The following is a 12,768-nucleotide window of genomic DNA, read 5'->3' on the forward strand; positions in this document are numbered from 1 at the left end:
GTAACCAGCGTGAGCGGGTTGGTGCTTCGTGACAATCGTGCAACGATTCGTGTCATGCAGCGAAGGAAATATCGCGGAGTGCGGAGCGTGTTCAGGCGCGTATGGGCAGCGGCCAAGGGACGCACCACCACCAGCGAACACTCGACCGATTACCAGAACCTGGAGGACACCTCCGGCGGACTGGACGCGGAATACCGTCGCATGGTGGCGACCCACCTGGATCGCCTGGGCGTGCCGCCGCAATGCGCGGTGGTGGAAGTCGACCAGCTCGACGACGAGCGCGGCAAGCAGGCGTTCGTCGCCACCATCTGCATCATCGGCTGGAACCGCAACGCAGTGCTGCGCATGCTGCTCGGGCTGCCCCTCCTGGACAAGAAGGTCCGCAAGGCCGCGGAAGTCTCCTGGGCCGCGGACGTGAGCGTCTTCAAGGGCGTGCAGCTGCGCGTGGCCGAGTCGTTGCACGACGCGCGCGGCACCAGCGAGCTGCGCCACCTGATGGTGAGCCTCACCGGCGTGGAGCGCTCGCAGGCCCAGCGCAGCAGCGAAGCCGCCGCCCTGGCGGAGTAAGGCGGCGCGCGCGGCTCAGGCCGTCGCGGTGGCCGGCGCCATCAGCGTGAAGCCCTTGCGCGGCAACTGCAGCGAAACGATGCCGGCGGCCAGCAGCAGGGCGCCGGCGGCGCCGAAGCTGACCCAGTGGGTGCCGAAGGTCTCGTAGCCCCAGCCCCCCAGCCAGGAACTGATGGTGCCGCCGACCTGGTGGCCCAGGAAGGCCATGCCGTAGAGCACGCCGACCAGCCGCACGCCGTACACGTCGGCCAGGATGGCCGACGACATCGCGATGCTGCCGGCCCAGACCAGGCCGCCGATGGTGGCCGTCAGGTACAGCTCCCAATGCGTGCCCACGAGCACCAGCGCGAAGAAGCCGAGCCCGCGCAGCAGGTAGATCGCCGCCAGGATGTTGCGCCGGGGCAGCCGGTCCGCCACGCGTCCGAGCACCACGGTGCCGCCGATCGCCACGAAGCCGATCAGGCCGATGCCCATGGAGCTGGTGAAGGGGTCGAAGCCGTGGTCCATGAGCATGGGCATGCCGTGCGTGCCCAGCAGGTTCATGCTGAAGCCGCAGCAGAAGAGGCCGAAGACCACCTTCCAGAACGGCGCCGTGCGCACCGCGTCGCGCAGCTTCAGGCTTTGCGGCGGCACGCCGGACTTCGCCCGCGCGGCCGCGAATTCCTCGGGGCTCAGGTCCGTGTGCTCGGGCGCCGTGTCGCGGATCACGAAGAAGGCCGCCGCCAGCGTCAGCACCGTGAACACGGCGGCGAAGCCGAGCAGGGTGGCGCGCCAGCCCGCCGTCTCGATGGCGAAGGTGAGCACCGGCGTCATGATGGCCATGCCGGCCATCGAGCCGGTGGACAGGAAGAACAGCGCCATGCCGCGCTGGCGGGTGAACCAGCCGCTGATGACCGGCGTGAGCGCCACGGGGCTGGTGAAGGCCAGGCCGATGGACAGCAGCACGCCGAAGGCGAGCAGGAAGCTGGTGGCGCTCGCGGTGTTGACGCACCAGAACACCGCCGCCAGCATCGACACGTTGCCCAGCAGCAGGACGGAGCGCGTGCCGAAGCGGGCGATCAAGTGTCCGGCCACGGGCATGGCCAGGCCGTAGGTGAGCATGCCCACGGCGACGATGCTGGCCAGCAGGCTGCGGCTGAAGCCCAGGTCGTGGGCGATGGGGAGGAAGAAGGGCCCGAAGCTCAATCGCACGCCGGTCGACATGAGGGTGAGCACGGCCGCGGCGGCCACGATGTTCCAGCCGAAGTACCAGCGCGAGGTCATCCTTGGATCATAGGCCCGCGCGCGCCGACGCGCCGGGACTGGTCTAATCCGGCCATGGAGTCCGCCCTCACCCCCGCGCTGCTCGCGCAGCTGCGCAGCTGGGAAGGCCGCAGCGAGACCTCGGACGACGAGGTCACGGCGGCGCCGGTGCGCAATCTCTCGGCCACGCTGGATCGCGACGATCCGGCGCCCCGGCCCGGCACGGAGCTGCCGCCGCTGTGGCACTGGCTCTATTTCCTGCCCGGTCACCGCCAAAGCGAGCTGGGGCCGGACGGCCACGCCCGCCGCGGCGGCTTCCTGCCGCCGGTGCCGTTGCCCCGGCGCATGTGGGCGGGCGGCCGGCTGCAATGGCACGCGCCCTTGCGGGTGGGCGAAGCGGTCCGGCGGACCTCGACCATCGCCTCGGTCGCGCACAAGGCGGGCCGCAGTGGCGACCTCGTCTTCGTCGTCGTGCGGCACGAGCTGCGCAACGCGCAGGGCCTGGCGCTGACCGAGGAGCACGACATCGTGTATCGCGACGCCGCGCGGCCGGGCGACCCGGGGCCGCAGCCGCAGCCCGCCCCGGCCGAGGCCGCCTGGGCGCGCGAGATCGTGCCGGACCCGGTGCTGCTGTTCCGCTACTCGGCGCTCACCTTCAACGGCCACCGGATCCACTACGACCGCAGCTACGTCACCGAGGTGGAGGGCTACCCCGGGCTCGTCGTGCACGGCCCGCTGATCGCGACCCTGCTGGTGGACCTGGCGCGGCGCGAGCGGCCCGATGCGCGGTTCGCGAGCTTCCGCTTCAAGGCCGTGCGGCCCACCTTGGACCTGCATCCCTTCCGCGTGTGCGGCACTCCGTCCGCCGGCGGCCGCGGCGCGCAGCTCTGGGCGCAGGACCACGAAGGCTGGCTCACCATGCAGGCGGAGGCGACGTTCGCATGAAGACGCAGATCCCCCCGCCCGACGCGTACCAGGACATGCGCGAGGCGCTGCGCGACCTGTGCGGCCGCTTCGACTCCGCCTACTGGCAGAAGGTCGACACCGAGCGCGGCTACCCGGAAGCCTTCGTCGATGCGCTCACCGAGGCCGGCTGGCTGGCGGCGCTGATTCCCACGGAGTACGGCGGCTCCGGCCTCGGCCTCGCGGAAGCCTCGGTGATCATGGAGGAGATCAACTTCTCCGGCGGCAACGCGGGCTCCTGCCATGGCCAGATGTACAACATGGGCACGCTGCTGCGCCACGGCTCCGAAGCGCAGAAGAAGCAGTACCTGCCGGGCATCGCGAGCGGCCAGCTGCGCCTGCAGTCCATGGCGGTCACCGAGCCCACGACCGGCACGGACACCACGCAGCTGAAGACCACGGCCGTGAAGAAGGGCGACCGCTACGTGGTCAACGGGCAGAAGGTCTGGATCTCGCGCATCCAGCACTCCGACCTGATGATCCTGCTGGCCCGCACCACGCCCCTGGCGGAGGTGAAGCGCAGGAGCGAGGGCATGAGCATCTTCCTCGTGGACCTGCACCAGGCGATCGGCCACGGCATGACGGTGCGGCCGATCCAGAACATGGTGAACCACGAGACCAACGAGGTGTTCTTCGACAACCTGGAGATCCCGGCGGAGAACCTGATCGGCACCGAGGGCCTGGGCTTCCGCTACATCCTCGACGGCCTGAACGCCGAGCGCACGCTGATCGCCGCCGAGTGCATCGGCGACGCGTACTGGTTCGTCGACAAGGCGAGGTGTTACGCGAGCGAGCGCGTCGTCTTCAACCGGCCCATAGCCCAGAACCAGGGTGTCGCCTTCCCGATCGCCGACGCCTACATCGAGACCGAGGCGGCCAACCTGATGCGCTTCAAGGCCTGTTCGCTGTTCGACGCCGGCAAGCCCTGCGGCGGCGAGGCGAACATGGCCAAGTACCTGGCGGCCAAGGCCTCGTGGGAAGCCGCCAACGTGTGCCTGCAGACGCACGGCGGCTTCGGCTTCGCGCACGAATACGACGTCGAGCGCAAGTTCCGCGAGACGCGCCTCTACCAGGTGGCGCCGATCTCGACCAACCTGGTGTATTCGTACGTCGCCGAGCACCTGCTCGGCTTGCCGAGGTCGTTCTGATGGCCAGGCCCCTCGACGGCGTCACCGTCGTTTCGCTCGAGCACGCGATCGCCGCGCCCTTCTGCACGCGCCAGCTCGCCGACCTCGGCGCCCGGGTGATCAAGGTGGAGCGCCCCGGCAGCGGCGACTTCGCCCGCGCCTACGACACGCGCACGCAGGGCCTCGCCTCGCACTTCGTCTGGGTGAACCGCTCCAAGGAAAGCGTGACGCTGGACCTGAAGCAGCCCGAGGCCTTGCAACTGCTGCGCGAGCTGATCGGGCGCGCCGACGTCCTGGTGCAGAACCTCGCGCCCGGCGCCGCCGAGCGCATGGGCCTCGGCCACGCCGCGCTGCGCGCCGAGCATCCGCGGCTGGTGGTGTGCGACATCTCCGGCTATGGCAACGACGGCCCCTACCGCGACAAGAAGGCCTACGACCTGCTGATCCAGAGCGAAGCCGGCTTCCTCTCGGTGACCGGCACGCCGGAGGCGCCGTGCAAGGCCGGCATCTCCATCGCCGACATCGCCGCCGGCATGTACGCGTACACGGGCGTGCTCGCGGCGCTGCTGCAGCGCCAGCGCACGGGCGAGGGCTCGCACGTGGACGTCTCCATGCTGGAGGCGCTGGGCGAATGGATGGGTTTCCCCATGTACTACGCCTACGGCGGCGCCGAACCGCCGCCGCGCAGCGGCGCCGCGCACGCGACCATCTACCCCTACGGGCCGTTCGCGGCCGGCGACGGCAAGACGGTGATGCTGGGCCTGCAGAACGAGCGCGAATGGGTCGCCTTCTGCGACAAGGTCCTGCAGCAGCCCGCGCTGGCGCAGGACCCGCGCTTCGACAGCAACAGCCGGCGCAACGCCAACCGCCAGGCGCTGCAGGAGATCATCCTGGACGTGTTCTCGCGCCTGGACGCGGAACAGGTGATCGCCCGGCTGGAGGAAGCGCAGATCGCCAACGCGCACGTGAACACCGTGGCGGACATGTGGCAGCACCCGCAGCTGCGCGCGCGGGGGCGGGTGGGCGAGGTCGATTCACCGGCCGGGCCGATCGCGGCCCTGCTGCCGCCGGGCCTGCAGAGCGCGTTCGACTACCGCATGGATCCGATCCCGGCGGTGGGGGAGCACACGGAGGCGATCCTGCGGGAGCTGGGGCGGGACGAGGACGAGATCGCGCGGCTGCGCGCCGCGCGGGCGATCTGAGGCGCGTGCTGGGGTTCGCCTGCGGCTCACCGCCAGCCTACCGGGCATGGTGGCCCCCGCGGCGTAGGCTGGTGGTGAGCCGCAGGCGAACCCCAGCGGCGACCCCCACCCGGAACCTGCTACAATCTGCGGCTTCGCGGCTGTAGCTCAGTTGGATAGAGTACTTGGCTACGAACCAAGGGGTCGTGGGTTCGAATCCTGCCAGCCGCGCCACAACAGCAAGGGGTCACGTCGAAAGACGTGGCCCCTTTGTCTTGCCGCCGGGCTGATTGTCGCGGACGGCGCACCCGGGTTCGCGGCACGCGCCGACACAGCTGCACACCACGGCCGCGCTGCAGCATCGCAGAATTGCCGGCGACATGCAGGCACTTGCGGCGCGATGACAACGAACAGAAGGCGCATCCCGGTCGGGGCGGAATACGGGCCGGGACAGGGCACGCACTTCCGCGTCTGGGCGCCCGCGGCGCGCGGCGTCGACGTGGTGTTCGAAGGGCCGGACGCGCCGCCAGCGGCAGCACTGCAGCCGGAAGCCGACGGCTACTTCTCCGCCCTCGTTCCCGCCGCCCGGCCCGGCCACCGCTACCGCTTCCGCCTCGACGGCGGCGAGGCCTTCCCCGACCCGGCCTCGCGCTGGCAACCCCAAGGGCCGCACGGGCCTTCGGAGGTGGTCGCGCTCGACACCTTCGCGTGGACCGACGACGCGTGGCGCGGCGTGGGCCCGCAGGGCCAGGTGCTCTACGAACTGCACGTCGGAACCTTCACGCCCGAGGGCACCTATGCCGCGGCCGAACGCCACCTCCCCTTCCTGAAGGACCTGGGCATCACCGTCATCGAGCTGATGCCGGTGAACGAGTTCAACGGCCCCTTCGGCTGGGGCTACGACGGGGTGAACCTGTTCGCGCCGACCCGGCTGTACGGCACGCCGGACGAGCTGCGCCACTTCATCGACCGCGCGCACGCGCTGGGCCTGGGCGTGATCCTCGACGTGGTCTACAACCATTTCGGGCCCAGCGGCAACTTCATCGCGCGCTTCTCGCCGCACTACACCAGCACGCGCTACGAGAACGAGTGGGGCGAGGCCATCAACTTCGACGGCGAGCACAGCGGCCCCGTGCGCGAGTTCTTCGCCGCCAACGCCGCGTACTGGATCGCCGAGTTCCACTTCGACGGCCTGCGGCTGGACGCCACGCAGTGCCTGTTCGACGCGAGCCCGGTCCACATCGTGGCCGAGATCGCGCGGCGCGCGCGCGCGGCGGCGCCGGGACGCAGCATCTATCTCTGCGCCGAGAACGAGCCGCAGCACGCCGGCCTGGCGCGCTCCATCGAGGACGGCGGCTGCGGCATGGACGCGCTGTGGAACGACGACTTCCACCACAGCGCCGTCGTCGCGGCGACGGGCGCCTGCGAGGCCTACTACACCGAGACGCGCGGCACGCCGCAGGAGCTCGTCTCCGCCGTGAAGTGGGGCTTCCTGTACCAGGGCCAGTACTACGCCTGGCAGAAGAAGCGCCGCGGCCATCCGGCCTTCGACCTGCCGGCCAGCGCCTTCATCACCTTCCTGCAGAACCACGACCAGGTGGCCAACAGCGCGCGCGGCCTGCGCCTGCACGAGCTGACCTCGCCCGGGCGCCTGCGCGCGCTCACCGGCCTGCTGCTGCTCGCGCCGGGCACGCCGCTGCTGTTCATGGGCCAGGAGTTCGCGGCCAGTGCACCTTTCCTCTACTTCGCGGCGCACGGTGAAGAGCTCGATTCGCTGGTCCGCAAGGGCCGGCAGGAATTCCTGATCCAGTTCCCCAACATCGCGAGCACGGATGGTGGCAAGCTGCTCGCTCCCCCGGCAGAAGAAGAAACGTACCGACGATGCAAGCTGGACCACGCGGAACGCGAGCGCAACGCGCATGTCGTGCGGCTGCACCGCGACCTGCTGCGGCTGCGCCGCGAGGACGCCGTGTTCCGGCTGCAGGACAGCCGCTCGCTGCACGGCGCCGTGCTGGGGCCGGAAGCCTTCCTGCTGCGCTTCTTCGGCCCGCGGGGCGACGACCGCCTGCTGCTGGTCAACCTCGGCGCGACGCTGCCGCTGCTGCCCATGCCCGAGCCGTTGCTGGCGCCGCCACCGGGCTGCCGCTGGAAGCTGCTGTGGCACAGCGAGCATCCCGATTACGGCGGCTGCGGCATGGCCGAACCCGACGGCGAGCACAGCTGGCGCCTGCCGGCGCATGCGCTGGCCGTGCTCGCTCCGCATTTCCTGGAGGAAGCCGATGGCTGAAGCCATCCTGAACACGATGCCCTGGGCCGGCCGCGACGAGCACCCCGAGCGGCTGCTCACGCGCGAATGGCTCGTCACCAACGGCCTCGGCGGTTATGCGTCCGGCTCCATCGCCGGCGTGTCGACGCGCCGCTACCACGGCCTGCTGATCGCCGCGCTGCCCACGCCCATCGGCCGCACGGTGATGCTCAACCACCTGGGCGAGTGGCTGCAGCTGCCGGACAAGCGCGTCATCCGCCTGAGCGGCGAGGAACGCCCGGAAGCGCCCTACGAGCTGCCGGAGGTGCTGACCGAATTCCGGCTCGAGATGGGCCTGCCCGTGTGGACCTACCACGTGGGCGACCTCGCGGTGGAGAAGCGCATCCTGCTGCCCTATGGCCAGAACACCGCGCACGTGAGCTTCCGCCTCACCGCGGGCAGCCACGGCGCGCGCCTGATCCTGCGGCCGCGCATGCACTTCCGCGGCCACGAGCTGCCGGTGTCCGAATCCGAGGACGACTACCGCCTGCACGTGCTGGGCCGCCGCTTCGAGGTGCACTCCGCCGGCTCCACGCACCTGCCGCCGCTGCGCCTGATGCTCGCCGGGCGCGACACGGAGCTGGTGCTGGAAGGCGGCGCGTGGGACGAGTTCTTCTTCCGCGTGGAAGCGGCGCGCGGCTACGTCGCGCGCGGCCGCGTCTGGACGCCGGGGCGCTTCCGCGCCGAGCTGTCGCCGGGCGAGGAATGCACGCTGATCGCCTCGACCGAGAGCTGGGACACGATCATGGCGATGTCGCCGCAGCAGGCGCTGCACGCCGAGCACAACCGGCGCGAGCGCCTGATCGAGCAGGCCGACCCGCATGCGCGCAGCGGCCGCGCCGCCGAACTGGTGCTGGCCGCCGACCAGTTCATCATCTCGCCCTTCAGCCGCCAGGCCGACGCGGCCCGCGCCCTGGCCGAGGGTGACCAGGCCCGCACCGTGATCGCCGGCTACCACTGGTTCACCGACTGGGGCCGCGACACCATGATCAGCCTGGAAGGGCTGACGCTCGCGACCGGCCGCCACGCCGAGGCGGGCTACATCCTGCGCACCTTCCTGCACTACGTGCGCGACGGCCTGATCCCCAACATGTTCCCCGAGGGGCAGAACGAGGGCCTGTACCACACGGCCGACGCCACGCTGTGGTTCTTCCACGCGATGGACCGCTACGTCACCGTCACGGGCGACCGGCTCACGCTGCGCCAGGCGATCCCGACCTTCGTGGACATCATCGAGCACCACCTGCGCGGCACCCGCTTCAACATCGGCGTGGACCAGCGCGACGGCCTGCTGCGCCAGGGCGCCGAGGGCTACCAGCTCACCTGGATGGACGCCAAGGTGGAAGGCTGGGTGGTGACGCCGCGGCGCGGCAAGGCCGTGGAGATCAACGCGCTGTTCTACAACGCGCTGCGGGTGCTGGAGCGCTGGCTGCGCGAGGAGGGCGACGAGGGCAAGGCGGCCGAGATGGCGCGGCACGCCCACCGCGCGCGCGACAGCTTCAACCAGCGCTTCTGGAACCCGCAGACCGGATGCCTGTTCGACGTGGTGGACGGCGAGAACGGCGACGACCCGGCGATCCGGCCCAACATGATCTTCTCGATCGCGCTGCCCAACCCGGTGCTGGACCCCGAGCGCTGGCGCAGCGTGCTGGAGGTGGCGCAGCGCATGCTGGTCACGCCGGTGGGCCTGCGGTCGCTGTCGCCCGGCAGCCCCGACTACAAGTCGCATTACGACGGCGACCTGCGCGCGCGCGACGCGGCCTACCACCAGGGGACGGTGTGGGGCTTCCTCGCGGGGCCGTTCTCCGATGCCTGGCTGAAGGTGTTCCCCGAGGACAACCGCGCGATCGAGCGCCTGATGGACGGCTTCGCCGCGCACATGGGCGAGGCCTGCATCGGCTCGATCAGCGAGATCTTCGACGCCGAGGAGCCCTACACGCCGCGCGGCTGCATCGCGCAGGCGTGGAGCGTGGCCGAGGTCCTGCGGGTGCTGGTGAAGGTGCGCGCGGCGCGGCAGTGAGCGTCACTTCCGCGTGCGCTTTTTCTTCTTCACCGCCGCCAGGCTCTCCTTCAGGGAGCCTTCCAGCGTGCGGTTCAGCCGCGCCTCCAGCATCGCCAGCACCGCGGCTTCCTCCGGCCGCAGCGCGGCGAGGTCCTCGCGCAGCTCCTCCTCCACCTTTCCTTTCACCTCCAGCAGCAGGTTCCCCTCCACGTAGGCGTTGAGCACCTCCGGGTGGATGTAGCACTTGCGGCAGATCGTGGGCGTGTTGCCGAGCCGGGCGGCGACGCGCTCGATCGCGTCCTTCAGGTTCTTCTTCTGCGTGGCCTTGGTGTCGAAGGCCTCGAACTCCCGCAGCGCGAGCGCGGCCATCACCGTGCCGGCCCAGGTGCGGAAGTCCTTGGCCGTGATGTCGCGGCCCGTGATCTCCTTCAGGTAGGCGTTCACGTCGGCCGAGGTGACCTCGCGCACCTCGCCCTCCTCGTCCTTGTACTGGAACAGCCGCTGCCCCGGCAGGTCCTGGCAGGCGCGGATGATCTTCGCGATGCGCCTGTCCTTCACCTGCAGGCGCCACAGCTTGCCGCTCTTGCCCTTGAACTGGAAGCGCAGCTCCGAGCCCTCCACCTTCACGTGCGGGTTGCGCAGCGTGGTGAGGCCGTAGCTCTTGTTCTCGCGGGCGTAGTCGTCGTTGCCCACGCGGATCAGCGTCGTCTCCAGCAGGTGCACCACGGTGGCCAGCACCTTCTCGCGCGGCAGGCCGCGCAGCGCCATGTGCGCGGCCAGCTGCGCGCGGATCGCCGGGAGGGCCCGCGCGAATTCCAGCATGTGCTCGTACTTGGTGCTCTCGCGCACCTCCCGGAACTGCGGGTGGTAGCGGTACTGCTTGCGGCCGCGCGCGTCACGCCCGGTCGCCTGGAGGTGGCCGTTCGCCCGGGGGCAGATCCAGACGTCGGTCCACGCCGGCGGGATGGCCAGCTTGCGCACGCGCTCCAGCGTCGCCTCGTCGGTCACCTTGTCGCCGTTGGCCTTGAAGTAGTCGAAGCCCTCGCCGTGCCGCTCGCGCCGCAGGCCGCGCTCTTCGTCGCTGACGTACACCAGGCCGGCCGATTCGGCGGCTTCGCGCGGGTCGGGCGAGGCGGGGGCGAGCGCTTCGGCGTCCTTCATGCTCAGTTCCGGAACGCCTGCGTCACCATCAGGCCGTGGTTCCCGCCGTCGAGGATGCCGATGCCGACGCGCCCGAACTGCGGCCGCAGGATGTTGGCGCGGTGGCCGGGCGAATGCATCAGGCCGTTGTGCGCCGCCAGCAGCGTCGGCGCCAGCGCGAGGTTCTCGCCGGCGCTGAGATAGCCGATGTGCGCGGCCTCCAGCCGGTCGCTCAGGTCCCGTCCTTCCGGCGTGTCGTGCGAGAAGTAGCCGCGCGCGAACATGTCGCGGCTGTGCTCGCGCGCCACCACCGCCATCCTGGGATCGGCCTTCACCGGGTTGAGGCCGGCCGCGCGGCGTTCGGCGTTCACCAGCTCCAGCATCTGCGCTTCCAGGTCGGGACGCGGCAGCGCGTGGTCGACGCGGAAGGGCAGCGCGATGCGCTCGTGCGACTCGGGCTGCACCACCATCGCCTGCAGCGTGCGCTCCACGGCGGGGTTGAAGATCGGCGCCAGCTGCGCCTCGACCCATTCCGCCGGCGCCGCCAGGCGCGGCGCGAGCGCGCTCTGGTGCGCCCAGGTGCCGACGCGCGCGCCCAGCGGCAGCGTCATCAGCAGCACGGCCCCGACGACGGCGTGCATGGCGCCGTTCACCAGTCCCGGGGCGATCCCGAGCAGCTTGTTGGCGGCGTTGGCGTGCACGCGCCGCGGCAGCGCCCGCGTGAGCTTCAGCAGCGCGATGCCCAGGACGAAGTGCACCAGCAGGAAGAGGCCGACGAAGGCCAGCGGCGCGATCCAGATCCCCAGGGCGGGCGCCAGCTGCGAGATCCAGTCGCTGGCCTGCCGGTAGCCCAGGAAGGCGGCCGCGAGGCTCGCCACCAGCGTCAGCAGGTCCAGGGCCGCGAAGACGAAGCCGCGCGACCAACCGGCCCAGGCGCCGACCACGATGATGGCAGCAAGCAGGAGGTCGACCGGGTTGAAGGGCATCCGGCCCAGTATGGGCGCGGGGTGCGCACTGTTGACGTAGGACGGTGGCTAGGATGGGCCCTCACCCCGGCCCTCTCCCGCCAGCGGGAGAGAGAGCAAAGTCAGCGCGGGGGATTCTCGGCGAGGGCGCTGCGCAGCTCCGCGACGAGCTGGTTCATGGCCTCGCCGTGCTCGTCGAGCAGCCGGTGGGCGGTGCCGCGCTGGAAGCTGGCCCAGTGCACGTACCAGGCGCGGGTGTCCGTCAGTTCCACGTAGAGCGAAGGCGCGTCGCCCGGGCCGTGGCACTTGCCGGTGATGACGTGGCCCACGCGCAGCTCGCGGCAGATGAGCTCCAGCGCGTGCGCCGGCGCATTGGCCAGGAAGTCCGAGCTGATCAGGATGGCGCCCGTGGCCGGATCGGCGGCGAGGCGGTCGCGCAGGCGGTCCGCCAGTTCGCTGCCCAGCAGGCGCAGCGTGGGGTCGTCGCTGCCCGGCGCGAAGGGAAGCACCGCGACCAGCGGCCGCCAGGGCGGCGGCCTGGCCTGCAGGACGCTCTGCACGGCAGGGGAGAGGGTGGTGTCCAAGGGGGCGGCCCGGGAGTGTCGGGTCATTCTAGGCAGCGGGTCGCCGCGCGGACCGCCGGGGTCAGCGAGATATGCGCGCGCAAAGTTGTGAAGCAGTACCCGTGTTGCCCATTCCATGTCCTATGCTTGGGCGCATGAGCAAGGCGTTCACGCGCGAATCCGACGACGAGGACGACGAGGAAGGCGGCGGGCTGCCGCCGCTGCCGCCCGGCGGCAAGAACTACATCACCCCGCAGGGCTACGCGCGCCTGCGGGCCGAGCTGCTGCAGCTGATCGACGAGGAGCGGCCGAAGGTCGTCGACGTCGTGCACTGGGCCGCGAGCAACGGCGACCGCTCGGAAAATGGCGACTACCTCTATGGCAAGAAGCGCCTGCGCGAGATCGACCGGCGCATCCGCTTCCTCACGCGGCGGCTGGAGATCGCCGAGGTGACCGACCCGTCGCTGCACCACGGGCGCGACCAGGTGTTCTTCGGCGCCACGGTCCGCTACGCGGAAGAGGACACGGGGGTGGAGCGCACGGTGACCATCCTGGGCATCGACGAAGCCGACAGCGCCCACGGGCAGGTGAGCTGGATCTCCCCCATCGCCCGCGCGCTGCTGAAGGCCCGCGAAGGCGACGTGGTGAAGCTGGTGACGCCGGCGGGGGTGAAGGAGGTGGAGGTGCTGAAGGTGGAGTACCCGGCGCCGTAG

At 70.7% G+C, this 12,768-nt stretch carries 11 protein-coding genes and 1 tRNA gene; 8 read left to right on the forward strand and 4 right to left on the reverse strand.

All coding sequences use genetic code 11. From position 1 onward, the window contains the following. Positions 1-87 precede the first annotated feature (87 nt). Positions 88-567, forward strand: coding sequence for a hypothetical protein (locus tag ACY0MJ_RS17885; RefSeq protein WP_462639891.1), 480 nt, complete (start codon positions 88-90; stop codon positions 565-567). A gap of 15 nt (positions 568-582) precedes the next feature. On the opposite strand, the gene ACY0MJ_RS17890 is transcribed toward ACY0MJ_RS17885, so the two are convergent. After that, positions 583-1,830: an MFS transporter gene (locus ACY0MJ_RS17890; protein ID WP_462639892.1), complete on the reverse strand. Its 1,248-nt coding sequence runs from the start codon at positions 1,828-1,830 to the stop codon at positions 583-585. Positions 1,831-1,884: 54 nt separating this feature from the next. On the opposite strand from ACY0MJ_RS17890, the gene ACY0MJ_RS17895 reads away from it, so the two are divergent. From ACY0MJ_RS17895 to ACY0MJ_RS17920, 6 genes are all read left to right on the forward strand, one after another. Continuing rightward, positions 1,885-2,754 carry an HTD2 family dehydratase gene (locus ACY0MJ_RS17895; protein ID WP_462639893.1) on the forward strand — a complete coding sequence of 290 codons (870 nt, stop codon included), beginning with the start codon at positions 1,885-1,887 and terminating at the stop codon, positions 2,752-2,754. Then, positions 2,751-3,920 (forward strand): acyl-CoA dehydrogenase family protein, encoded by a 1,170-nt coding sequence (locus ACY0MJ_RS17900; protein ID WP_462639894.1) that lies wholly within the window; start codon positions 2,751-2,753, stop codon positions 3,918-3,920. The genes ACY0MJ_RS17895 and ACY0MJ_RS17900 overlap by 4 nt, the downstream gene beginning before the upstream one ends. Then, entirely contained in the window at positions 3,920-5,101 is a 1,182-nt protein-coding gene (locus ACY0MJ_RS17905; protein ID WP_462639895.1) for a CaiB/BaiF CoA transferase family protein, read from the forward strand. Before ACY0MJ_RS17900 ends, ACY0MJ_RS17905 begins: the two co-directional genes overlap by 1 nt. A gap of 136 nt (positions 5,102-5,237) precedes the next feature. Further along, a tRNA-Arg gene (locus ACY0MJ_RS17910) sits at positions 5,238-5,314 on the forward strand. Between the two features lie 166 nt (positions 5,315-5,480). Beyond that, positions 5,481-7,367, forward strand: coding sequence for a malto-oligosyltrehalose trehalohydrolase (treZ, locus tag ACY0MJ_RS17915; RefSeq protein ID WP_462639896.1), 1,887 nt, complete (start codon positions 5,481-5,483; stop codon positions 7,365-7,367). Then, positions 7,360-9,405: an amylo-alpha-1,6-glucosidase gene (locus tag ACY0MJ_RS17920; protein WP_462639897.1), complete on the forward strand. Its 2,046-nt coding sequence runs from the start codon at positions 7,360-7,362 to the stop codon at positions 9,403-9,405. Before treZ ends, ACY0MJ_RS17920 begins: the two co-directional genes overlap by 8 nt. 3 nt (positions 9,406-9,408) lie before the next feature. Here ACY0MJ_RS17920 and ACY0MJ_RS17925 read toward each other — a convergent pair whose 3' ends face one another. From ACY0MJ_RS17925 to ACY0MJ_RS17935, 3 genes are all read right to left on the reverse strand, one after another. Continuing rightward, positions 9,409-10,548 (reverse strand): DNA topoisomerase IB, encoded by a 1,140-nt coding sequence (locus ACY0MJ_RS17925; RefSeq protein ID WP_462639898.1) that lies wholly within the window; start codon positions 10,546-10,548, stop codon positions 9,409-9,411. A 2-nt stretch (positions 10,549-10,550) separates the two neighbouring features. Next, on the reverse strand, positions 10,551-11,513 hold the full coding sequence (locus tag ACY0MJ_RS17930; protein WP_462639899.1) for a CvpA family protein: 963 nt from the start codon (positions 11,511-11,513) through the stop codon (positions 10,551-10,553). Positions 11,514-11,614: 101 nt separating this feature from the next. After that, positions 11,615-12,076: a hypothetical protein gene (locus tag ACY0MJ_RS17935; RefSeq protein ID WP_462639900.1), complete on the reverse strand. Its 462-nt coding sequence runs from the start codon at positions 12,074-12,076 to the stop codon at positions 11,615-11,617. 134 nt (positions 12,077-12,210) lie between these two features. On the opposite strand from ACY0MJ_RS17935, the gene greB reads away from it, so the two are divergent. Next, complete coding sequence (gene greB, locus ACY0MJ_RS17940; protein ID WP_462639901.1) at positions 12,211-12,768, forward strand: transcription elongation factor GreB; 558 nt, start codon at positions 12,211-12,213, stop codon at positions 12,766-12,768.

It is taken from the genome of Ramlibacter sp. bp-362 (assembly GCF_054956735.1).